General features: G+C 66.4%; 25 protein-coding genes. 11 read left to right on the forward strand and 14 right to left on the reverse strand.

The window, feature by feature from the left end; translation table 11 throughout:
• Position 1: 1 nt before the first annotated feature.
• A complete protein-coding gene (gene trxC, locus ACFPK0_RS10775; RefSeq protein ID WP_377340685.1) occupies positions 2-442 on the forward strand; it encodes a thioredoxin TrxC in 441 nt (146 codons plus the stop codon).
• Here the strand turns inward: trxC and ACFPK0_RS10780 are convergent, their stop codons facing one another.
• Positions 443-1,348, reverse strand: coding sequence for a LysR substrate-binding domain-containing protein (locus tag ACFPK0_RS10780; RefSeq protein WP_056602597.1), 906 nt, complete (start codon positions 1,346-1,348; stop codon positions 443-445).
• A gap of 92 nt (positions 1,349-1,440) precedes the next feature.
• Between ACFPK0_RS10780 and ACFPK0_RS10785 the strand changes: the two genes are divergently transcribed.
• From ACFPK0_RS10785 to ACFPK0_RS10800, 4 genes are all read left to right on the forward strand, one after another.
• Positions 1,441-2,040 (forward strand): LysE family translocator, encoded by a 600-nt coding sequence (locus ACFPK0_RS10785; protein ID WP_377340687.1) that lies wholly within the window; start codon positions 1,441-1,443, stop codon positions 2,038-2,040.
• A gap of 17 nt (positions 2,041-2,057) precedes the next feature.
• Positions 2,058-2,675: an NADPH-dependent FMN reductase gene (locus ACFPK0_RS10790; protein ID WP_377340690.1), complete on the forward strand. Its 618-nt coding sequence runs from the start codon at positions 2,058-2,060 to the stop codon at positions 2,673-2,675.
• 293 nt (positions 2,676-2,968) lie between these two features.
• Complete coding sequence (locus ACFPK0_RS10795) at positions 2,969-3,730, forward strand: SH3 domain-containing protein (RefSeq protein WP_377340693.1); 762 nt, start codon at positions 2,969-2,971, stop codon at positions 3,728-3,730.
• Positions 3,731-3,820: 90 nt separating this feature from the next.
• Positions 3,821-4,153 carry a YkgJ family cysteine cluster protein gene (locus tag ACFPK0_RS10800; protein WP_377340695.1) on the forward strand — a complete coding sequence of 111 codons (333 nt, stop codon included), beginning with the start codon at positions 3,821-3,823 and terminating at the stop codon, positions 4,151-4,153.
• A gap of 34 nt (positions 4,154-4,187) precedes the next feature.
• On the opposite strand, the gene egtD is transcribed toward ACFPK0_RS10800, so the two are convergent.
• The 5 genes from egtD to ACFPK0_RS10825 all read right to left on the reverse strand — a co-directional run bounded on the left by egtD (position 4,188) and on the right by ACFPK0_RS10825 (position 9,890).
• Positions 4,188-5,177 (reverse strand): L-histidine N(alpha)-methyltransferase, encoded by a 990-nt coding sequence (gene egtD, locus ACFPK0_RS10805; RefSeq protein WP_377340697.1) that lies wholly within the window; start codon positions 5,175-5,177, stop codon positions 4,188-4,190.
• Positions 5,174-6,388: an ergothioneine biosynthesis protein EgtB gene (egtB, locus tag ACFPK0_RS10810; RefSeq protein ID WP_377341207.1), complete on the reverse strand. Its 1,215-nt coding sequence runs from the start codon at positions 6,386-6,388 to the stop codon at positions 5,174-5,176. Before egtB ends, egtD begins: the two co-directional genes overlap by 4 nt.
• A gap of 297 nt (positions 6,389-6,685) precedes the next feature.
• Positions 6,686-7,117, reverse strand: a complete 432-nt coding sequence (locus ACFPK0_RS10815; protein ID WP_377340699.1) for a hypothetical protein — start codon at positions 7,115-7,117, stop codon at positions 6,686-6,688.
• A 62-nt stretch (positions 7,118-7,179) separates the two neighbouring features.
• Positions 7,180-9,366 (reverse strand): bifunctional 23S rRNA (guanine(2069)-N(7))-methyltransferase RlmK/23S rRNA (guanine(2445)-N(2))-methyltransferase RlmL, encoded by a 2,187-nt coding sequence (gene rlmKL / locus ACFPK0_RS10820; protein ID WP_377340702.1) that lies wholly within the window; start codon positions 9,364-9,366, stop codon positions 7,180-7,182.
• Entirely contained in the window at positions 9,363-9,890 is a 528-nt protein-coding gene (locus tag ACFPK0_RS10825; protein ID WP_056080739.1) for an alpha/beta hydrolase, read from the reverse strand. Before ACFPK0_RS10825 ends, rlmKL begins: the two co-directional genes overlap by 4 nt.
• Before the next feature lie 81 nt (positions 9,891-9,971).
• Here ACFPK0_RS10825 and ACFPK0_RS10830 point away from each other — a divergent pair, with 81 nt between their 5' ends.
• The 4 genes from ACFPK0_RS10830 to ACFPK0_RS10845 all read left to right on the forward strand — a co-directional run bounded on the left by ACFPK0_RS10830 (position 9,972) and on the right by ACFPK0_RS10845 (position 12,733).
• Positions 9,972-10,529, forward strand: a complete 558-nt coding sequence (locus tag ACFPK0_RS10830) for an N-acetylmuramoyl-L-alanine amidase (RefSeq protein WP_377340705.1) — start codon at positions 9,972-9,974, stop codon at positions 10,527-10,529.
• A gap of 84 nt (positions 10,530-10,613) precedes the next feature.
• Positions 10,614-11,480 (forward strand): acyl-CoA thioesterase, encoded by an 867-nt coding sequence (locus tag ACFPK0_RS10835; RefSeq protein WP_056077716.1) that lies wholly within the window; start codon positions 10,614-10,616, stop codon positions 11,478-11,480.
• A gap of 56 nt (positions 11,481-11,536) precedes the next feature.
• Positions 11,537-11,929: a hypothetical protein gene (locus ACFPK0_RS10840; protein WP_377340707.1), complete on the forward strand. Its 393-nt coding sequence runs from the start codon at positions 11,537-11,539 to the stop codon at positions 11,927-11,929.
• 99 nt (positions 11,930-12,028) lie between these two features.
• The gene (locus ACFPK0_RS10845) at positions 12,029-12,733 is read left to right on the forward strand and encodes an arginyltransferase (protein ID WP_377340709.1); all 705 of its coding nucleotides are present in this window, start codon (positions 12,029-12,031) and stop codon (positions 12,731-12,733) included.
• 78 nt (positions 12,734-12,811) lie between these two features.
• Here ACFPK0_RS10845 and ACFPK0_RS10850 read toward each other — a convergent pair whose 3' ends face one another.
• The 4 genes from ACFPK0_RS10850 to ACFPK0_RS10865 all read right to left on the reverse strand — a co-directional run bounded on the left by ACFPK0_RS10850 (position 12,812) and on the right by ACFPK0_RS10865 (position 16,470).
• Entirely contained in the window at positions 12,812-14,326 is a 1,515-nt protein-coding gene (locus ACFPK0_RS10850; RefSeq protein ID WP_377340711.1) for an FMN-binding glutamate synthase family protein, read from the reverse strand.
• A 36-nt stretch (positions 14,327-14,362) separates the two neighbouring features.
• The gene (purT, locus tag ACFPK0_RS10855) at positions 14,363-15,544 is read right to left on the reverse strand and encodes a formate-dependent phosphoribosylglycinamide formyltransferase (protein ID WP_056077702.1); all 1,182 of its coding nucleotides are present in this window, start codon (positions 15,542-15,544) and stop codon (positions 14,363-14,365) included.
• 187 nt (positions 15,545-15,731) lie between these two features.
• Positions 15,732-15,941, reverse strand: a complete 210-nt coding sequence (locus ACFPK0_RS10860; RefSeq protein ID WP_377340713.1) for a hypothetical protein — start codon at positions 15,939-15,941, stop codon at positions 15,732-15,734.
• A 148-nt stretch (positions 15,942-16,089) separates the two neighbouring features.
• Positions 16,090-16,470: a DUF423 domain-containing protein gene (locus ACFPK0_RS10865; RefSeq protein ID WP_377340716.1), complete on the reverse strand. Its 381-nt coding sequence runs from the start codon at positions 16,468-16,470 to the stop codon at positions 16,090-16,092.
• A 79-nt stretch (positions 16,471-16,549) separates the two neighbouring features.
• Between ACFPK0_RS10865 and ACFPK0_RS10870 the strand changes: the two genes are divergently transcribed.
• Both ACFPK0_RS10870 and ACFPK0_RS10875 read left to right on the forward strand, forming a co-directional pair.
• Positions 16,550-17,161 (forward strand): SCO family protein, encoded by a 612-nt coding sequence (locus ACFPK0_RS10870; RefSeq protein ID WP_377340719.1) that lies wholly within the window; start codon positions 16,550-16,552, stop codon positions 17,159-17,161.
• Positions 17,158-17,625, forward strand: a complete 468-nt coding sequence (locus ACFPK0_RS10875; protein WP_377340722.1) for a copper chaperone PCu(A)C — start codon at positions 17,158-17,160, stop codon at positions 17,623-17,625. The genes ACFPK0_RS10870 and ACFPK0_RS10875 overlap by 4 nt, the downstream gene beginning before the upstream one ends.
• Positions 17,626-17,639: 14 nt before the next feature.
• Here ACFPK0_RS10875 and ACFPK0_RS10880 read toward each other — a convergent pair whose 3' ends face one another.
• The 4 genes from ACFPK0_RS10880 to ACFPK0_RS10895 form a co-directional block, all read right to left on the reverse strand.
• On the reverse strand, positions 17,640-18,500 hold the full coding sequence (locus tag ACFPK0_RS10880; RefSeq protein ID WP_377340725.1) for a cytochrome c oxidase assembly protein: 861 nt from the start codon (positions 18,498-18,500) through the stop codon (positions 17,640-17,642).
• Between the two features lie 114 nt (positions 18,501-18,614).
• On the reverse strand, positions 18,615-20,531 hold the full coding sequence (locus tag ACFPK0_RS10885; RefSeq protein WP_056077687.1) for a GldG family protein: 1,917 nt from the start codon (positions 20,529-20,531) through the stop codon (positions 18,615-18,617).
• Between the two features lie 3 nt (positions 20,532-20,534).
• Complete coding sequence (locus ACFPK0_RS10890) at positions 20,535-21,269, reverse strand: ABC transporter permease subunit (protein WP_056077685.1); 735 nt, start codon at positions 21,267-21,269, stop codon at positions 20,535-20,537.
• Positions 21,266-22,198, reverse strand: a complete 933-nt coding sequence (locus tag ACFPK0_RS10895) for an ATP-binding cassette domain-containing protein (RefSeq protein WP_377340729.1) — start codon at positions 22,196-22,198, stop codon at positions 21,266-21,268. The genes ACFPK0_RS10890 and ACFPK0_RS10895 overlap by 4 nt, the downstream gene beginning before the upstream one ends.
• Positions 22,199-22,292 lie beyond the last annotated feature (94 nt).

The following is a 22,292-nucleotide window of genomic DNA, read 5'->3' on the forward strand; positions in this document are numbered from 1 at the left end:
CATGAGCACGATCGATCTTCCCTGCCCACATTGCCACGCGCTCAACCGCGTGCCAGCCGCCCGTATCGGTGAGGCGCCGCGCTGCGGCCGCTGCAAGGAGGCGTTGTTCCCAGGCCATCCGCTTGAATTGACCACAGCCAACTTCGACGCGCTGGCGGCGCGCGGCGACGTGCCCGTGGTGGTGGATTTCTGGGCGCCGTGGTGCGGCCCCTGCCTGGGCTTCGCGCCCGTATTCGCCAACGCTGCCAGCCAGTGGGAGCCACGCGCACGCCTGGCCAAACTGGACACCGAGGCGCAGCCGCAACTGGCGCAACGCTTCAATGTCCGCAGCATTCCCACCCTGATCGTGTTCCGACTTGGCCGCGAGATCGCGCGGCAATCCGGCGCACTGAGCGCCGCGCAGTTGCAGCAGTTCATCGAAGGGGCGCTGGCACGCGGCTGATCAGCGCGCCGGCCGGCGCGACCCCGCCGCCTGCCAATGCAGCCAGTCGATCACGGCGGCCACCGCCGCACGCGGCTTTGCCTGCGGCCGCACGATCCAATAGGACGGCCCCAACGGCACCTCGAGTTCGCCGAATGGCCGCAACAAGCTGCCACCCGCCACGTCATCCGCGGCCAGCCGGTGACGTGCCAGCGCCACGCCCTGCCCCTGCGCCGCCGCGCGCAGGACGAGATCGGACGAGGTGTAGCGCGCACCACCCTGCAAGGCGAGCCGGGCCGGGCCATGGATTCGTCGCCAGGATTCCCAGGCCGCTTGCGGGTCGCGATCATGCAGCAGGCGCAGGCCGGCCAACTGCGCAGGTTTCGATGGGCGGCCGGATGCCTGCCACAACGTCGGGCTGATGACCGGGTAGAGCGCATCGTCCATCAATGGCTCCACGTGCAGGGCCGGCCATGGCCCCTGGCCCATGCGTATGGCCAGGTCGACGCGGCCATCGTCCATGGCGTCCAGGCGCTGCTCCACCTGCACGGACAACTCCAGTTTGGGGTGCGATTTTTCCAGCGCAGGCAGCCGCGGAAGCAACCAGCGGATCGCAAACGAGGGCGAGGTGGACAGCGTCACCGCGTGGGCCGGCCGGCTTTCCCGCAGCACGGCCACGGCCTGCGCAATCTCTCCCAGGCCCGCCAGCGTGGCGCGACCCAGCGCCTCGCCCTGCGGTGTGAAAGCCGGGGCGCCGCGTCCTGCCTCGGCGCGCAGCAACGGCACACCCAGCCAACGATCGAGTTCGCCCAGATGGCGGCTCACCGAGGAATGGGCGATACCCAACTCGCGCGCCGCAGCACGCACGCCGCCGTGCGCATAGACCAAGGCGAAAGCACGCAAGGCATTCAGGGGAAGGTCTTTCATGGTCGAAATTCTAGACCATAAGGATCGCAGCACGCTCCATGGCAGGGCTTGACCATTCACATCTTCGACCATTGCTCCAGGTGTTGACGCACATGAATCACCTGTTCGCCCTGGCCGGCCTGCTCGGCATCGCCGCGATCACGCCAGGTCCCAACAATCTCGTTGTGCTGCGCGCTGCCATGCAGGCCGGCCTGCGCGGTACGTTGCCGGCCATTGCCGGTGTCGTGCTCGGAGGGCTGTTGTTGCTCGCCGTGATCGCGTTCGGTGCTGGCGGCTTGTTTACGGCATATCCGTCGTTTCAGCGCTGGACCGGGATGGCAGGTGCGCTGTATCTGAGCTGGCTCGGTGCCGCGCTGTTCGTCCGCGCGGTCGCGACGGGCAGCGAGGGTTCCGCCTTCGGACACGGTCTTCCCATCAGCACATTCGGGCTGATCGGTTTCCAGTTTCTCAACCCGAAAAGCTGGGTGATGGTGCTGACGGCGCTGGCGACGTGGCCTGCCACCGGCTTGCGGGGACACCTGCCACTGGCCGGTTTGTTCGTGCTGATTCCAACCCTTTGCCTGTTGCTGTGGGCCGTATTCGGCGCATGGCTGGCGCGCTGGCTGGCTCGGCCGGTCGTTCGTCGCAGCGTCGATGCCGTCATGGGCGCCTTGCTGGTGGCATGCGCGGTTTTCCTGATTCCCCTGAACTGACTTGCAAGGAGACACCCATGCCCACGCTCAGCCAACCCCGATCGGTACTGTGCCTGGCCGGCAGTTTGCGCCGTGCCTCGTGGAACCGCCGCCTGCTGCACGCCGCCACCTTCATGGCGCCACCGACATTGCGATTGGACGTGTTCGACGCGCTGTCGTCGGTGCCGCTGTTCGATGAGGATGTGGAACAGCGTGAGCCGGGTGGCCCCGCCGGCGTACGGGCCTTGCGCGCGGCCATGGCCGCTGCGGACGGCCTGATCATCGCCACGCCCGAATACAACCATGCCATGCCTGGCGTGCTGAAGAACGCGCTGGATTGGCTCTCCCGCGAAGGCCCGGAGGGCGACGTGCTGCTGGAAAAACCCGTCGGCATATTGGGCGCCAGCGGCGGCCCGTGGGGCACACGCCTGGCCCAGGCCTCGTTGCGACAGGTACTGCACGCCTGCGGCGCCCTGGTGATGCCCACACCCACGGTATTCGTGGCGAACGCCACCACCCGTTTCGACGACAGGGGCATCCTGACTGACCCGACCACCGCCCAGTCGCTGCAACGATTCCTGCTGGCATTCGAACACTGGCTGCTCCGTGTGGTCCCGTCCGCCAGCGAGGCACAATCTGCCGGGGCAATGCCGTGAGCGACCGGCTTGTGCACATACTGCCCGGCCGCCCGCAACCTGACTGATTCCCTTCCCGACGGGTCGACACGCGGTACACCGCACGTCCGCTGGCACGTTCAACCATCTGTGTACCGGGCATCAGCGCGTTGATGGCAACATGACACCACTCACGTCATGAAATAACCCGCCATCAACGCGCGCTGCGCGCGATTTGGACGAGAGTCGGCACGATGTGGCACACCGGAGTTTTGCGTTGCTCACCACGGGATGCCGGCAGTTGTCCGGCGCCGCGTACAACACGGAGACCGCTCATGAAACGTCTGCGCTGGATCGGCCTCGCCCTGCTGCTGGTTGCACCGTTATGGGCGCAGGCGTCGGACGGGTTTGTCACCGCCAACGTCAACCTGCGTGCGGGGCCGGATGTCGACTACCCGTGGATCGCCACGATCCCCGCGGGTAGCCGCGTAACCATCCAGGGATGCACGGCGGGCTGGGGCTGGTGCGACGTCATTGCGTTCGGCAATCGCGGCTGGATGCTCGGCGATTACCTGCGCTACGACTACGGCAACCGACGCGTGCTGCTGCCCGAGTACGGCGCCCGCGTCGGCATTCCCATCGTCACGTTCGTGATCGGCAATTATTGGGGCAATTACTACCGCGAGCGGCCGTTCTACCGGCATCGCAGCTACTGGTACCAACGGCCAATCCGGCACCGGCCGCCGCCGCGTCGCATCCACCACCTACCGGCCAGGCCGCGTCCGCCGCACTACAACCGGCCGCGACACTGGCAGTCGCCGCCGGCGCATCGCCACTCGCCACCGCGGCGATCGGACGGGCCCAGGCAACATCGTGAGCGCCATGACCGTGGCCACTCCTTCACATCGACGCCGCCGCAACGCTCGTCGAGCTTCCGACTGTCCACGACGGTACGTCCAGCGCAGAACATCAATCGCGCGTCCACGCCGGTACGGGCTGACCGCCAGCCACGCCGCATCCCGTCCACCCACACCGGCCACACCCGTGGCGACACGTCGTCGGCGCATGGCAAGCGGGAACGTCGCAATCGCGACTGAGGCGATGACCGGCCACGCATGCGGCAGCCGGGACGGCGCGCGCAGACGTCCGGTTCACGTTCAAGCCGCGTGACCCGGTCATACTGTGGCGTGAGCAAATCCCCCGACAGCTACGCAGAAAGTGTGGATCCCACCGTGCATTGCACGTCGTGCGAAGCCGTGTGTTGCCGGCTGACCGTCGTGCTGATGCCCGACGACCATGTCCCCGACTGGCTGATCGAGCACGACGACCACGGCATGGAGATACTTGCCAAGGGCGAGGAGGGCTGGTGTGCCGCCCTCGATCCGCTGACCATGCGCTGCACCATCTATGCCGATCGTCCCGGGATCTGCCGCAAATACGCCATGGGCAGTCCCAGCTGCCGCGAGGAAAGGCGCAAGTGGTATGGAAACGCGCTGCCCACACCGGTCGTGCTGAGTTAGCGCGGGCGCCCATCGCGAAATCGACGATCCGGTGTCAGCGCGCGACCGTGCTGGCGCGCACCAGATACTGCACGCTGAACATCTTCCTCGCGTCCATCCACACCTGTTCGACGGCCAGCCCGGCGCGAGCAGCCATGGCCGCGAAATCCTCGACCGAATACTTGCAGCTGTATTCGACCTGGATCGCCTCGTCCTCGCGAAACGCCACGTTGGCCCGCCCCACCTTCACCTGCTGCGCGCAGCGGCTCACGATATGCGTCTCGATGCGCCCGGCCATCGGGTTGTAGTGCGCGCGATGGGCAAACTGCGAAAGCACGAAATCACTGCCGATCTCGCGGTTGAGCCGCGCCAGCATGTTCAGGGTGAAAGCGGCAGTGACCCCGGCGCGGTCGTTGTAGGCCGCCTCGATCACCGCCGGGTCCTTTTTCAGATCCACGCCGATCAAGATGCCGCCGGCGTCACCCATCTCGTTGCGGATCTTGCGCAGCAACGCCACCGCGTCGCGGTTCTCGAAATTGCCGATGGTGGAGCCGGGGAAATAGACCACCGTGCGGCGCGGTGCCCGCGGCGGAATCGGCAGGCGCAGCGCCTTGCTGAAATCCGCACACAACGGCTGCACCGGCAACGACGGAAACTCCCCGGCCATACGCTCCACGCTCTGGCGCAGCGGCTCCGGCGAAATCTCCACCGGCACGTAAGCCACCGGGTCATGCATGTGGCGCAGCAGCTGGCTGGTCTTGCGTGCGTTGCCGCTGCCGTATTCCACCAGTCGCACGTCGCTGCCGAGGCAGTCGGCGATACTGGCCGCGTGCTCGTCCATCAGCGCGATCTCGCGCCGGGTGAGGTAATACTCGGGCTGCTCGCAAATCTGTTCGAACAAGGCGGAGCCACGCTCGTCGTAAAACAGCCACGACGGAAGGCGCTTGGGTTTCAGGCCCAGGCCACGTTGTGCAATCTCCAGCAGACCATTCATCGGTGGCTGGCGATCGTCGTCCTCGATGCCGCAAGGTTGCATGGTGTTCATCGATCCTGTCCCAGTCGTAGCCCGGAAAACTGCCAGCGGGCATGAGGCGGAAAAAAGTTGCGGTAGCTGGCGCGCAGGTGATCGCGCGGGGTCGCGCAGGACCCGCCGCGCAACACCCACTGACCGCACATGAATTTGCCGTTGTACTCGCCCAGCGAACCGGGCAAGGGGCGAAAGCCCGGATAGCTGATGTACGGCGACGCGGTCCATTCCCACACGTCGCCATACAGCTGAAGCATGTCGTCGCCGCCCGCCGCCGACGCCGGCTGCAGACGCCCGGTGTCCTGCAGGTTGCCGGCAACGGCAACCTGCGCGGCGGCCGATTCCCACTCGGCCTCGGTCGGCAAGCGGGCGCCGGCCCAGCGCGCGAACGCGTCCGCTTCGTAATAGCTCAAGTGACACACCGGCGCGTGCGGCACCAGCGCCTGCATGCCGGCCAGGGTGAACTCGTTCGCCAGATCGTCATCCCAATACAGCGGGTGGCCCCAGCCCTCGCGCTGCACGGTGGCCCAGCCGTCGGAAAGCCACAGCCCCGGTTCGCGGTACCCGCCCTCGCGCACGAACGCCAGGTACTCGGTATTGGTTACCAGCCGGTTGGCCAGCGCGTGTGGGTGCAACAATTCGCGATGGCGCGGCGTTTCGTTGTCGAACGCGAAACCTTTCCCGTCGTTGCCGATCTCGACGATGCCCTCGCGACCGGGGATGAAACGCAGGGGCACCGGGGCATGGGCCTCGGTCGCGGGGACGGCGTGATAAGCGGGCCGCAGGGGATTGCACCAGAACGCGTGCTTGATGTCGGTCAGCAGCAACTCCTGGTGTTGTTGTTCGTGCTGCAGGCCCAGCTCCACCAGCGTGGTCAGCTCGGCATCCGGCTCGTTTGCGAGCAGTTGGCACACCGCATCGTCGACGTAGCGCCGATAGGCGAGCACCTCGTCCAGCGACGGGCGCGACAACAACCCGCGCTGCGGCCGCGCGTGCATGGGGCCAATCGATTGGTAGTAGGAGTTGAACAGATAGAGCCATGCTTCGTCGCGTGGTCGCCAAGCCGGATCGCGGGCCAGCACGAATTGCTCGAAGAACCAGCTGGTGTGCGCCAGGTGCCATTTGCCGGGACTGGCATCGGGCATCGACTGTATCTGCAGGTCTTCGGCGGAAAGTCCGGCGCATAGATCGAGGGTGCGCCGACGCACGCCGCTGAAGCGCGCGGCCATGCTGACCGGTTCAACCGGCAATACCGCCACCGTCACCGCTGTCCGTCCTGGGAAATGGCCATTGCCGCAGGACGAAAGCCTGACGGCACGGCAAAGAAGGGTGGTCGATCCATGCGGTGAAGAATGCCGTCCCACGCGTTCACTTTTTGTGACATGGGACCACCAGCGGCGCTCCGGCTTTACGCATGGCGCCCTTGCGCCGTCGCGGCACAGCGCGCACGAAGAAACCCGAAAAAAGAAAAAGCCCGGACTGGCCGGGCTCGTTCCTCGCGATCAAGGCTCAGTCGACGATGCGGTTCAGTCGCCGTCGTAGCCGTCGTCGCGGATGTAGCGCGTATTGGTCGAATCGGTGTAGACCGTACGGGTCTCGACCACGCGACGGGTGAGCACTGGCGCGCTTTCGTAGACCACGGTACGTGGCTGTGTGTACACCACGGTCGGGCCGTAATACGTCGGCCGCATGGCGTCGCTGATCAGACCAGCCACCGCGCCGGTGACGATGGCACCGGCAATCCAGCGACCACCGCTCCAATGACCGCCGTGGTAGCCATGCCCGTAGCCGTGTCCGCCACGGTAATAGTGCCCGCTGTAATGGCCGCCGTGGTAGCCATGGTAGCCACCGTAGTGACCTCCATGTCCGCGCGCCGAAGCACCCAGCGGCATCGCCACGGCAGCCATCACTGCCAGGCTGAGGGCCGCGAATTTGCCTGTAACGAAACGCTTGGTCATGAGGTTTTCTCCGTAGTACGCCGCCATGCTCATCCGCGCACGCTTAATATGGACTGAAAGGTTCACTTTTTGATGCGCGCCGTGTCCCAGGGGTTGATACCGGGATCGGGCTTGCGCCGCCGCAGCAGCCAGCAACCATGGATATCGGCCCGGCGGGCGAAGTCGAACGGGATGCTGGGAGCGGTCCAGTCCTCGATCTCGAAGTGCGCCTCCAGCGCCTCCCGGTCCAGCTTGAAGCGACGGAAATTGTTGGAGAACACGATCAGGCCGTCGCGGGTCAACCGCTCGTTGCAGGCTTCGAGCAGCTTCACATGGTCGCGCTGCACGTCGAAATCCTCGGCGCGCTTGGAGTTGGAGAAGGTGGGCGGGTCAACGAAGATCAGCCCGTAATGGCCGCGGTCGCGCTGCAGGAAATCCAGCGCGTCGAACTGCATCAGCCGGTGGCTGGCACCGCTGAAACCGTTCAGCGCCAGATTGCGCGACGCCCACTCCAGGTAGGTCGCCGACAAGTCCACGCTGGTGGTTTCCAGCGCACCGCCCGCCGCCGCGTGCACGCTGGCGGTAGCGGTATAGGCAAACAGGTTGAGGAAGCACTTGCCGTCGGCCAGTTCGCGCACCTTCGCCCGCACCAGTCGATGGTCGAGGAACAGGCCGGTATCGAGGTAATCGGTAAGGTTGACCAGGAACTTCAGCCCATCCTCCTTCACCTCGATGAACTCGTTGCGCTGGTCGAGCTGGCCGTATTTGGAGCCGCCCTTGCCACGCTCGCGGGTCTTGATCGCGATGCGTTCGCGCGGCACGCCCAGCACCTCGCCGGCCACGCGGGCGATCTCGCGCAAACGCAGGCGCGCCACATCGGGCGGCACGTCGGCAGGCGCGCGGTACTCCTGGATGTGCAGGTGATCGTCGCCGCTGGTGTCGCCGTAGACGTCGATCGCGGCGGCGTATTCGGGCAGGTCCTGGTCGTAGGCGCGCCAGCAATGGATGCCTTCGCGATTCAGCCGCTTGCGCAGGTGCTTGACGTTTTTCTCCAGCCGGTTCTTCAGCATCTGCGCGCCGGCCGACAACGGCTTGGGATCGCGCGGCGCGGCATCACGGGGCTTGAGGTCGAACGTCAGCAACACCGTTTCCAGCGCGCCGTTGTAAAGCACATAGCGCTTGTCTGCATGCAGCTGCATCGCCCGGCCAAGCTCCACGTCGCCGGCCAGCACGGCGCCGCGCCAGCCGTTGAAATGGGCACGCAGCGTTTCGCCCAGGGCGCGGTACAGCTTCGGCATCTCGATGCGATCGCCAAGCCGTTCGCCATACGGCGGGTTGGTGATCACCAGGCCCGACGTGAGGCCCGCGGGCGGCCTGGCGTGGGTCACGTCAAGCCGGTCCAGGGTGAAGAACCCGGCGACGCCCGCTTCCTGCGCATTGCGTTTGGCCGTCTGGATCATGCGCGGGTCGGCGTCGCTGCCGAAGAACTCGCTGCGCAAGGCGCGCAGGCCCGTTTCAGCGCGCTGGCGCGCTTCGTCCAGCAGGCCGCGCCACAGCGCAATGTCGTGTTGTTGCCAGCCCAGGAAACCGAAATACTCGCGACGCAGGCCAGGCGCCACGTCGGCCGCCATCAAGGCGCCTTCGATCAGCAAGGTGCCCGAACCGCACATGGGGTCGAGCAGTGCGCCGCCGGCGGCATAGATTTCCGGCCAGCGCGCGCGCAACAGCATCGCGGCGGCCAGGTTTTCCTTCAGCGGCGCCTCGCCCTGCAGTTCGCGCCAACCGCGACGATGCAGCGGCGAGCCGGCCAGATCCAGCGACAACGTGGCGCGATCGCGGCGCAGCCGCACGTTGATGCGGATGTCCGGCTCGTCGGTGTCGATGCCGGGACGGTTGCCGTCGCGCTGGCGGAACTGGTCGACCACCGCATCCTTCACCCGCAAACCCACGAACTGGCTGTGGGTGAGCTTGCTCAGCGCGGTACCCGCATCCACGGCGAAGGTGCCGTGCGCGGCCAGGTGCTGGCTCCAGTCGATCTGCTGCGCACCGCGATAAAGCGCATCCTCGTCGGCCGCATCGAACTCGGCCAGCGGCAGCAGGATGCGGCTGGCCAGGCGCGACCACAGGCACGCACGGTAGGCGGTTTCCAGCGTGCCGGAAAAATGCGAACCGGCCAGCGTCTCGCGCACGTCGCTGGCGCCCAGCGCGATCAGCTCATCGCGCAGCAGGTATTCCAGCCCCTTGGGGCAGGTAGCGAAATAAGCGCTCATGCGGTGGCCGCCACGGTGTCGAGCAACAGGCGGAATTGCGCCGCGATGGCCGGCATGCTGGCGCCCAGGCGGTGGTCGTCGTCCAGCATCAGCAACGGCAGCCGGCTGGTGGCGGCAAACGCCTGCACATCGCCTGCGGGGCAGACTTCATCGCGCCAGCCATGAATCAGCATCGTGGGCACGTCGCGGCGCATATCCAGCGCGTGCGCGTAACCGGGGATCGCCGGCGGCGTGGCCAGCAGCAACAAACCGGCCACCGGCACCGCCAGCGATACCAGCGCGGAAGCGAACGCGCCCATGCTGGAACCGACCAATACGGGGGGCGCGTCCAATGCCTCGATCGCCGCCCGCAGACGGGAGATGCGTGGTGCGACCGAACCGGCGTGGCCGTGCGCGTCATCGGCGCCGTAATCGGGTCGCTGGGTATGCCAGCCCAACGATTCGGCCAGCGCGGCAAGCGCGCTGACCTTGGTGGCATCCGGGCTGGAATCGGAACCATGCGAAAGTATGACGTGGCCGCGCATGGCGGGCTCCTGAAACGCGGAATGCAAGGCGCGCATGGTAACAGGCGGCGTTTGCGGCCGACCGCATGCGAAACTGCCGCCATGAACCTGAGTATCCACGAGCAGCCGCTGCCTTACATCGACCTGCTGCCCGCGCGGGCCGCCGACGCGATCGATCTGGTGGTGATCCACTGCACCGAACTGCCCGACCTTGCGATGGCCCGCGAGTACGGCGAGCGCGTGCTGCACGCCAGCGGCACGGGCAACAGCGGCCATTACTACATCGACCGCGACGGCGCGATCTACCGCTATGTGCCGGGTGATCGCGTGGCCCACCATGTGCGCGGCCACAACGAGCATTCGATCGGCATCGAGCTGGTCAACCGGGGGCGCTATCCCGACTGGTGGGATTCGCGGCGGCAGGCCATGACCGAGCCCTACCCCACCGTTCAGCTCGACGCCTTGCGCGCACTGCTGGCGCAGTTGCGTGCGGCGTTCCCCAACATCAAGCGGATCGCCGGCCACGAGGATCTGGATACGGCGATGATGCCCGCGACCGACGATCCCGCGCTGGAAATCCACCGCAAGCTCGATCCGGGGCCGATGTTCCCGTGGGACGTGGTGCTGCGGGATGGCGCGCTGGAGCGGTGGCACGGTTGATCCGCCGTCCCAGGCCTCTCCGCGCCGCCGCCGAAACCCCTTTCCGTATAATCGGCGGTTTCGCCGCGCAACAGGTCTCCCCCGATGGCCCCGAACCACGTCACCGAACTGGTTGAATTGCTGCAACTGGAGCGGTTGGAGGACAACCTGTTCCGCGGCCAGAGTCGCGACATCGGCACCCGCTTCGTTTTCGGCGGGCAGGTGCTGGGCCAGGCGCTGGCGGCGGCGCAGCAGACGGTGGACGTGGCGCGCGAGGCGCACTCGCTGCATGCGTATTTCCTGCGCGCCGGCGACATCGAGGCGCCCATCGTCTACAACGTGGAGCGCACCCGCGACGGCGGCACGTTCTCGTCGCGGCGGGTGGTCGCGATCCAGCACGGCCAGCCGATCCTGAACGGGTCGATCTCGTTCCAGTTGCCCGAACGCGGCGTGGAGCACCAAACCACGATGCCCGAAGTGCCCGCGCCCGAGGACGTGGAGCCGCTGCATCCGCTGCCGCCCGATGAGCTGGAACGCCTGCCGGTAAAGCTGCAGCGCTGGCTGGGCATCGATGGCCCGTTCGAGTTTCGCCAGGTGTGGCCGCGCGACGAGCGCCACCCGGCCAAGCGGCCGCCGATCCAGCACATCTGGTTCAAGCTCACCTCGCCGATCGACGACGCGGCCATCCTGCATCGTGCGCTGCTGGCGTACGCCTCGGATTTCCATCTGATCGGCACCGCCACGCTGCCGCACGGCATTTCCTACCTCACCCACAACGTGCAGATGGCCAGCCTCGACCATGCGCTGTGGTTCCATCGCCCGTTCCGCGTCGACGAATGGCTGCTCTACTCGTTCGACAGCCCCACCGCCCAGGGCGGGCGCGGGCTGGCGCGCGGGCAGATCTTCAGCCGCGATGGCACCCTGGTGGCGTCGACCGCGCAGGAAGGCCTGATCCGGCTCCGGGCGGAGTAAACGCCCCCGGCATGTTGTCGCGCGGGTTGTTTTCAGCGGCCTGCTAGACTGCCCGGATGCGCCTGATCTATACCTCTCCCCGTGCCGAAAACATCGATCGCGTGGTCGCCTTGCTGGCCGAGAACGACATCGAAAGCTCGGTTACCAACCGCTCCAGGTACAACCGGCCCAGCTACGATCGCTTCAGCTATTCGCAGCAGTTCGACGACCGTGACCGCTGGCCGCAAGTGTGGGTTACCCGCGCCGACGACTACACCCGCGCCCGCGTGCTGCTGCGCGACCTGGGCATCGAGCCGGTGATCCGCCACGGCGAGGAGCTGGCCCAGGCACGCAACCCCTCGCCCACCACGAAGCGCAAGAACGCCGTGGCGCGGGCGCGCCGGATCGCACTGGCCGTGCTGCTGGCGGCGTTCGCGATGGTAATGCTGCGCTACATGCACGTGATCTGAGTTCCGCCTCTTGTGCGGGAGCGGCTTCAGCCGCGATGCTTTTGGCTTGTCGCGGCTGCTCCTGCACATGCCGCGCGGAGAGAGGCATAGAATCAGCCGATGCGCTCCGAACAAGTCCGCCTGTTCCAGACCCTGCCGCACCCCTGCGGGTATTTCGCGGAGCGCAGCGCGCAGAACCTGGTGATCGACCCGGCCGCGCCGCAGCTCGATGCCTTGTACGGCCCGGCACTGGAACGCGGTTTTCGCCGCGCCGGCGGGCATCTGTATTTTCCCCACTGCCCGCAATGCAACGCCTGCACGCCGTGTCGCGTCGATGCGGAAAACTTCCGCCCGGACCGCTCGCAGCGGCGTTGCCTGAAGCGTAATGCCGACCTCACCGTGATCGAGGCGATGGCCGGCTACACCGACGAGCGCCACGCGCTGTACGCAACCTACCTGAAAAGCCGTCACCCCGATGGCGGCATGGACGATGCCGACCCCACCGATTTCAGCCGCTTCCTGACCGCACCGTGGAGCCCCACCCTGTTCCTGGAGCTGCGCCTCGGCCCGCGCCTGCTGGGCGTGGCCGTCACCGACGTGTGCTTGGGCGGACTGTCTGCGGTCTACACGTTCTTCGACCCAGCCGAGCAGGCGCGCAGCCTGGGCACCTTCGCCATCCTGCAGCAGGTGGAACTGGCCCGGCGTCGCGCCGTGCCCTGGCTGTACCTGGGCTTCTGGATCGAAGGTCATCCGAAGATGGACTACAAGCGCCGCTTCCGTCCGCTGCAGGTGCGCCACGCCGATGGCTGGTCGACACTGCCGTAGGAACGCACCGAAGTACGCGAGCTCTTGCTTTAGCGAATCCCGAATCCCACGAAAAGCGTCGCGCACTTCGGTGCGCTCCTACACGGCGGTTTCGTTTGCCTTCGGATACGGGAACAGCTTTTCCAGCGGGATCGACAAGCCGTCGTCACCCACCACGCGGCAATGGCCGCGGTTGAGCTGGCGCGGTTCGGCCACGCCGCAGCTGTGCGCGATGATGCCCACTTCGTGCATCACGTTGCGGGCGTAGTGGAAGACGCGCTCGCTCTTGTCCGCCACCACCAGGCCGCGCTGCAGCTTCGGGTTTTGCGTGGTGATGCCCGTGGGGCAGGTATTGCGGTTGCACTGCAGCGACTGGATGCAGCCCAGCGCCAGCATGAAGCCGCGGGCGGAATTGACGAAATCCGCACCTACCGACAGCGCCCACGCCACGTCGTAAGCGGTGACGCATTTGCCCGAGCAGACCACCTTGATGCGCTGGCGCAGCCCTTTGACGATCAGCATGTCCAGCAACGCCGGCAGTGCCTCGTGCAACGGCAACCCCACGCCTTCCATCAGCGTCTGCGGTGCCGCGCCGGTACCGCCTTCGGAGCCGTCGACGATGATGAAGTCCGGCGCGCTGCGGATACCGCGGCGGGCGATTTCGTCGCACATCTCGCCGATCCAGTCGGCGCCACCCAACACGGCCTTGAAGCCCACTGGCTTACCGGTGAGTTCGCGGATATGGACGATCGCATCGAGCAGCTCATGCACGTTGCCGATATCCAGATGACGGTTCGGGCTTTGCGAATCCTCGCCCATCGGAATGCCGCGGATGGCCGCGATCTCGGCGGTGACCTTCGCCCCCGGCAACAGGCCGCCCATGCCCGGCTTCGCGCCCTGCCCCAGCTTGATGCTGACCATCTTCACCTGTTCATGGGCGCAGACCGCCAGCAGCTTGTCGTCGTCCAGCTTGCCCTCGGGCGTGCGCACACCGTACTTGGCGGTACCGATCTCGAAGATGATGTCGCAGCCACCTTCCAGGTGGTACGGCGCCAGCCCGCCCTCGCCCGTATCCATCCAGATGCCCGCCTTGGCCGCGCCGCGTGACAGCGCGCGCACGGCCGGCGCGGACAGCGCGCCGAAGCTCATCGCCGAGATGTTGAAGAAGGCCGCGTGGCTGTAGGGCTGGCGCGCATACGGGCCGATGGTGACCGGCACCGGTTCGACGTGGTCCTCGCCCAGATTCGGGAACGGCGCGTTGACGAAAAACGGTACGCCTTCGCCGCGCAAGTCGCGGCTGGAGCCGAACGCGCCGGTGTTGTCCACGTTCTTGGCCGCGCGGTACACCCAGGTGCGTTGCGCGCGGTTGAACGGCATCTCCTCGCGGTCGCTGGAATAAAGGTATTGGCGAAAGAACTCGCCCAGGTGCAGGAACCAGTAACGGAAGTGGCCGATCACCGGGAAATTGCGCAGCACCGCATTGCCGGTCTGGTTGCGATCCACCAACCAGGTCACCAGCAGCACCACCACGAACAACGCCAGCAGCAACAGGAACAGTGCGGCAAAGGTCTCGACCAGAACGATCAGCCAATGCGCGAAACCGGTGGATGGCATGTCTTGCTCCCGTGCAGGTGAATCGGATGTGGCGGCCTACAGCTCGACGCGCAAACACGCCGCGGCGCGCACGGCCTTGGCGACCGCCGCCTCCAGTGTATCGGCTCGGGCCAGGGTGACCGCCATGCGGCGGCGCCCGCTGACGGCTGGCTTGCCGAACAGGCGCAGTTGCGTATCCGGTTCGGCCAGCGCCTCGGCCACGCCGTGGTAACGCGGCCCGGCACCATCGCCCTCCACCAGCACCGCGCACGACGCTGACGGGCCGAACTGGTGGATCACCGGGATCGGCAGGCCCAGGATCGCCCGCGCATGCAGCGCGAACTCGGAGAACTCCTGCGAGATCATCGTGACCAGGCCGGTATCGTGCGGCCGCGGGCTCACCTCCGAGAAGATCACCGTGTCGCCCTTGACGAAAAACTCCACGCCGAACACACCCCAGCCACCCAGCGCGCCGGTGATCGCCGCCGCCTGCCGCTGCGCCTCGGCATGGGCGGCCGGGCTCATGGGTTGCGGCTGCCACGATTCGCGGTAATCGCCCTGCTCCTGCCGATGGCCGATCGGCGCGCAGAAGCTCACGCCGTTTACATGCCGCACCGTCAACATGGTGATCTCGTAGTCGAAATCGACGAAACCCTCCACGATCACCCGGCCCTTGCCCGCGCGGCCGCCCGATTGCGCGTACGCCCAGGCTTGCGGCAATTCGCTGGCGTCGCGCACCACGCTCTGGCCCTTGCCCGACGAGCTCATCACCGGTTTGATCACGAACGGGTAGCCGATGGTGGCAGCCGCCTCGCGGTACTCGGCCTCGTCATTGCAGAAGCGGTACGGCGAGGTGGGCAGCTTCAGTTCCTCGGCGGCCAGCCTGCGAATGCCTTCGCGATCCATCGTGAGCCACGCGGCGCGGGCAGTGGGGATCACCCGCTGGCCTTCCTTCTCCAGCTCGATCAGGGTCGGGGTGTGGATCGCCTCGATCTCGGGCACCACCAGGTCGGGTTTTTCCAGCTCGATCACGGCCCGCAGCGCCGCGCCATCGAGCATGTCGATCACGTGGCTGCGATGGGCCACCTGCATGGCCGGCGCGTCGGCGTAGCGATCCACCGCGATCACCTCCACCGCATAGCGCTGCAGCTCGATCGCCACTTCCTTGCCCAGCTCACCCGCGCCCAGCAGAAGGACACGCAAGGCGTGGCTGGAGTGCGGCGTACCGAATGGTTTCATGGGGTGTTCCAGGGTGGCAAACCGGCATTGTATGCGGCCACGTGCGTGTGGACAGCGGCCGGGAATGGGGAATGGGGAATGGGGAATGGGGAATGGGGAATGGGAAAAGCAAAAGACAAAGGCAAAAGCCTCGTCGCCGCGGCAGCTTTCGAACCGGCGAAAGAGCGCTCTTCCGATTCCCTATTCCCTATTCCCCATTCCCGGCGGCGCCATTGGCGGCACCCAGGCGGCGCAGCGGGCGGCCGTCGTTGGCGTCGTAGACCACCAGTTCGCCGGAAGCCTGCTCAACGACCAGCAACCAGTCGTGATCCGCATCGCGCCAATGCACCAGCGGCGCTATCGGCGTTGCCGACGTGTTGTCACTGCCGGGGACAGCCGACCACAGAAGTTGCCACACCCCTGTCGCCAGCAACGCAAAACCGAGCCACCGTAAGCGCCGCCCGAATCGTGACGGGCTGATCGTGTGCGCGTGCCGAAGGGCGGTCTGCATGTCCATGCCGGCAGCGTCGCATCGCCGGATGACAGCACGGTGTCACCCGCGAGAACTATGGATTACCGCGGCGCAGCGAGAGCCCCAACGCGATCCAGCCCGCGATGAACGCCAGCCCGCCCAGCGGCGTCACGATACCGACCCAGCGCGGCGCACCCAGCGCCAGCGCGTAAAGGCTGCCGCTGAACAAAACGATGCCCAGCGCGAACGCGCCCACCGCGAAACGACCGTTGCGATCGCCACCGAGCCCCACCGCCAGCACCAGCGCCAGCGCGTGCCAGACGTGGTAATCGACCGCGGTGCGCCACAGCTCGCGATGCGGCGGGTCGAGCACCTGGCGCAAGGCATGCGCACCAAACGCACCCAACATCACCGCGCTGGCGCCGGCCAGGCCAACCAACAATGCGAGCAAGGTACGGACAGGTTGTCGCGGCATGGGGAAATTTCCGGGTTCGCGGAGCCGGCGCAGGGGCCGGTGTCGTATGCTGGAAGGGATCAGAACCCCGGATTTTCGCATGAAGCCCCGCTACCTGCTGTGCCTTCCCCTGCTGTTGCTGCTTGCCATGGGCGCCTTGCTCGGCGGCTGCCGCAGCGAACCGCTGCCGTTCCGCCTGACCAATATCAGCGGCCACATGCCGGACCTGGACTTCAAGCTCACCGACGACAACGGCAAGGCGGTGACCGGCGCGGATTATCGCGGCAAGGTGGTGCTGCTGTACTTCGGCTACACCCATTGCCCGGACGTCTGCCCGCTGACCCTGGCCCAGCTCCACGTGGTGATGCAGCGGCTGGGACCGTTGGCGGACGATGCGCGCATCCTGTTCGTCAGCGTGGACCCGGCGCGGGACACGCCCGCCATCATGCACGCCTACGTCAACGCGTTCGACAAACGCGCGGTGGGGCTGGTGGGCAGTGCGCGCGCCGTCGAGGCCTTGAGCAAGCGCTACCGCTCCGCCTTCACCCGCGAGCCCGGCGATGCCGATGGCAACTACGAGGTGAGCCACAGCTCGGCCATCTACATCTTCGATCGCGAGGGCAAGGCGCGCCTGCTGGCCACACCATCCGCCTCGCGGGACGACCTCGTCCACGACCTGCACCTGTTGCTCGACACCGGAGCCACGCCATGAAGCCATCCCGACTGCCTTTCCTTCTTGCTGGCCTGTTGCTGGCCGGCGGCGTGCAGGCCACGGCGGTCGAACACGTCCACGCCAGCGATGCGTGGATCCGCGTGCTGCCCGGCGCGCTCCCTGCCGGCGCCTACGTGACCCTGCACAATGACAGTGCAGAACCCGTGGCGCTGACCGGTGCCACCAGCACGGCGTACGCCGAGGTGATGCTGCATCACAGCTCGACCGCGGGCGGGATGAGCCGCATGAGCATGGTCGACACGCTGACCGTGCCGGCGCACGGTGAAGCGGTGCTGGCCCCGGCCGGCTATCACCTGATGCTGATGAACGCGAAAACGCCGGTGAAACCCGGCGATACCGTCCAGCTCACGCTGAAGTTCAGCGACGGCAGCACCCTGGCCACCGATTTCACGGCGCGCCCGGCCAATGCCATCGATGCAGGCGAGCCCCACGCGGCGCACTGACCACCGTACGACCGTTACGTCGAACGACTCACCTCGGCCCGGCGCGGTTGCGGCCTTCGCGGCAGCCGGCCATTGCGTGACAGCCGCAGCCACTGACGCAGCGCCATCATCGCGCCGATCGATTCCAGCAGGGCCGACGGCACCCAGATGATCACGCCGCCGATCAGCTGGCCGGTGAGCACGTTGAAGGTGAAGGCGCGGCCGCAGATCTCGAAGATCGGGTACAGGTCGGTGTGCGAGAACGTGATGATGGCGCCGGCGATGATCTGCGGCGTCATGGTGATCCCCGGCGACAGCACCCGCAGCCCTGCGGTCATCCGCCCCGGCGGGTGCGGCCGGTGATCGAGCACCAGCGACCAGTAGGCGAAACCGCTGATCAACATGCTCCAGTTCATGAAGCGGTAGATGCGCCAGTCCAGCATCGCCAGCGTCTGCATCGAGGGGATCAGCCACACCAGGATGAAGGCGATGAACAACACCGTCGCCACCGTGGGGTTCAGCAGCACGCCGGTCACCACGCGCCACGGCCACGAACGGCGCAACGGTAGCCACAGGCGAATGCGCCAGGAAAACGGCATGCCGGCGCGCAGCGCCGTACCGGGGAACGCGGTGACGATCAGCAGCGGCGCCAGATGATGCAGCAGCAATTGCTGGATGCGATGCACGAAAAACTCGTGCTCGGCGAAGTAATCAAGATAGGTGTGCAGCGACAGGTAGATGATCGCCATGCCGGTCCAGAACGCCAGCTTGCGGCTGAAACTCACCGACATCCGGCGGCTGCCACGCCAGTACAGCACGCAGGTCAGCACGAAAGTCGCCAGGAAGATCCAGGAGAACTCCCACGGCACGATCCATTTCAACAACGTTGCAATCAACTCAGGCCACCACGACGAATCCGCGCACCGGCGAGCGCGATCCCGCCAGCATAGTCGGGCGCGGCGCCGGAATCCTCCCCGCGGCGCCCGCCACGTTGCGGCAGATTGCCGCCCTCACGAGCGCCGGCGCCGACTGTGCCGTGCGCGCCGCCAGCCGTACAGCAGGCCGATCAGGATCACCAGCGCCGGCACCAGCACGATATTGATGAACTTCAGGCGCAGGCCCAAGGCATCGATTTCGGCATTGAGCTGATGCTGGACGTTGCGCAGTTCGGTGTGGATCGCCATCTGGCGCTGGCGGAATTGTTCGATCTCGCGCCGCTGCTCGACGGTCACCGTATCGCCGCTGCCGCCCTTGGCCGGCTGCAGCTCCTCCAGCCGGCGGCGGGTATCGGCCAACTCGCGCTCCAGCTCCTGCTTCTTCTGCAGGAATTTCTGGTTGGCCGCGTTGCGCAACGCCTCGACGCGGGTGAAGGGGCGTTGCGACGTGGCGCGGCCGCGGATCGAAAGCAGCGCCGACGAACCGCTGAGGTTGTCCACCATGTTCGCGATGAAATCACCGTTGTTGGCGAACGCGCTCAGCATCGGCTGGCCGAGAATGGTCTGTGTCTCCACCCACAGCCGGTCGCTGAGCAGGTCCGTATCGGCCACCAGCACCACTTCGGCGTTGCTGCGTGAACTGGCCAGATGGCCGGGCTCGCCGGCGCGTTCGGGAAAGGCACTCTGGAACGGCCCCTGCAGCCGCGCCGCTAGCACGTAGTGGATGTTGTCGGGTCGGTAATCCTGCAGCAGCGAGGCCGGGTCGGCGGTGGCCTGTATGGTGCGCTGGGTGGAAACCGCCTCGGCGTCGCCGGTGCTCTGCAACAACGGAATCAGCCGCGTGCCGGCATCGGGCGCAAGGTCGAAGTAACCAGCGGTGGACAGGTTCACCCGCTGCAGGCTGGCGGTGATCACGTCGTTGCGATTGAGCTCCTGCGCGCCCAAGCCCAGCATCGCCGGATGGTTGAGGCTGCTTCCTGCCAGCTCGATCTGCAACGCACGCGAACGGTCGAGCACAACCTGGCGCGGGTCATACACCACCCCCCACGCCGCGAACATCCGCGGCAGGTCGGAGCTGTGTTCCGGCAACGCCGCGCCGACGTCGTACGGCGAGCTCTGCAGCTGCTCGGCATCGGGGTCCACAAACACCGCCAGGTGGCCGCCGCCGAGCAGGTACTGGTCGATGGCGTACAAGGCATCGCTCGACAAATGCGTCGGCTGGATCAACCAAAGCATCTTCAGGTTCGGGTCCACCCGCTTCAATTGCGCGGGGTCCAGCATGCGCAGGTCGAACAACTGGCTCAGCTGCTGCACCGCCGCCCAGGGTTGCTGGCCCAGGACGGGTTTGCCCTCCACCGGCAACGAGCTGATCACGCCGATCGGCGGCTTGCGCGTCTGATCCAGCTCGTACAGCAGCTTGGCGATGTCGTATTCCAGGAACGCTTCGCGCGCCGGGTCGAAGAACGCGATGCTCAGCGCCTTCTCCGGCACCTGGTTGACCACCTCGTTGTCACCGTCGCCGGCCAGCCGGTTGCCGGCCAACCCGAAGAACACCCGCTCGCCGTTGCTGCCGCCGCTGGCCGCCGTCAACCCGCTGCCTTCGGCATTGGCCTCGTCATCGGAATACGGCACGGGGTCGATGATCTGCAAGCGGATGCGGCCATGCGCACGCGCCACCATTTCCTGCAGCATCTCGCGCACGCGCTGCTCGTAGCTGCGCAGTTGCGGCAGGTCGCGCGTGGCGTGCTCGGAAAAATACAGGGTGAGTTTCAACGGCTGCCGCAGTCCATCGACGATGTGCAACGTGCCGGGCGAAAGCGTGTAGAGATGGTCGGATGTGAGATCGATGCGCACCGCATGCATCCAGCGGCTGGTGGTGACGATCAACGGCACGAACACCAGCACCAGCAAAACCAGCGCGGCGTACAACAACGAGCTGCGCGTCAACTGGCGCGGCCGGGTCAGGAAGGCGGGAAGGTGCAGGCGCGGCATCGTTCAGCGCGTCCTTTTCAGGTCGAGCAGCAACACGCCGGCGGCGAGCCAGCCCACGATGCTGAGCAGGAAATACAGCAGGTCGCGCAGGTCGAGCACGCCGCGGGCGATCGAACCGAAGTGGCGCAGCATGCTCAGGTGCGCCACCGCGTTGATCAAACGACGCGGCAAGGTGCCCTGGAAAAACTCCAGCACCTGCGGCTGGCCGACCAGGATCAACAGCACGCAAACGAGCGCCGTGAGGATGAATGCGATCACCTGGCTGCGCGTCAACGCGGACAGGCAGGCGCCGATCGCCACGAACGTGCCGGCCATGAACCAGCTGCCGAGATAACCGGCCAGGATCACGCCGTTGTCGGGCGAGCCGAGGTAGTTGACCGTGATCCAGATCGGAAACGTCAGCCCCAGCGCCAGCCCGATGAACAGCCACGCGGCGAGGAACTTGCCCAGCAGCGCCTGCCACAACGTCACCGGCAGCGTCAGCAGCAGTTCCAGCGTGCCGCCCTTGGCTTCCTCGGCCCACATGCGCATGGTGATCGCGGGCACCAGGATCAGGTACAGCCACGGATGCATCACGAAAAACGGCTGCAGGTCGGCCTGCCCGCGTGCATAGAAATCGCCGGCATAGAACGTGAGGATGCCGGCAAGCACCAGGAAGATGACCAGGAACACATACGCCACCGGCGTCACGAAATAGCTGCGCAACTCGCGGCGCATCACCGCATTGATCGGGCTCATGCGACGTCCGCCGTGCCGGTGGTGATCTGCCGGAAAACCTCGTCCAGCCGCCCACGTTCGAGCTGGATCTCCGACACTTCCAGCCCCTGCTCGCGCAACAGCGTCTGCACCGGCTCCAGGATGCGTATGCCGGGCTTGGGGAACACGGTGATGCGGCCGTCCAGCGGGTCGACCTCGATCGCGGCGACCTGCGGCAACCGCCCCAGCATCTCCTGCGACACGCCGCTGCCCGGCGCGCTGAACGATACCGCGCCGTGGTAGCGCGACCGCGCCTCCAGTTCCGCCGGCGTGGCATCGGCCAGCAAGGTGCCCTGGGCGATGATCACCACGCGGTTGCACAATGCGTGCACTTCTTCCAGCAGGTGCGTGGAAATGAGGATGGTGCGCTCGCGCGCCATGGTGTCGATCAACTGGCGCACGGCGTGCTTCTGGTTCGGGTCCAGGCCGTCGGTGGGTTCGTCCAGCATCAGCACCGGCGGGTCGTGCAGGATGGCCTGGGCCAGGCCGACCCGCCGCCGCAAGCCCTTGGACAACGTGTCGATGCACTGCTCCATCACGTCGTCCAGTTGCAGCAGGTGCACGACCTCGTCGACGCGCCGATAACCGACTTCCGGTTTCAGTTGGCGCATGCGCACGATGAACTGCAGGAATTCGCGTACCGTCAATTCACCGTAGCTGGGTGCGCCTTCGGGCAGATAGCCCAAGGCCCGCTTCGCCTTCAACGGTTCGCGCCGGATATCGTAGCCACACACCCGCGCGGTGCCGGAGGTCGGCGCCAGGAAACCGGCGATCATCCGCATGGCGGTGGATTTGCCCGCCCCGTTCGGGCCCAGCAGCCCCAGCACCTGGCCCGGTTCGGCGCGGATGCTCAACGCATCCACCGCGGTGAGGTGGCCATAGCAACGGGTGAGCTGGTCGGTTTCTATCATGTCCGGTCGACGATCGGGAACAGTGGCTGCGCACGAAGCGCTACCGTACATCGGAACAATGTACCGCAAGCGGCGAAGTGTCCGGCGATGGCGG

Source organism: Rhodanobacter ginsenosidimutans, assembly GCF_042655685.1.
Lineage (GTDB): Bacteria > Pseudomonadota > Gammaproteobacteria > Xanthomonadales > Rhodanobacteraceae > Rhodanobacter > Rhodanobacter ginsenosidimutans.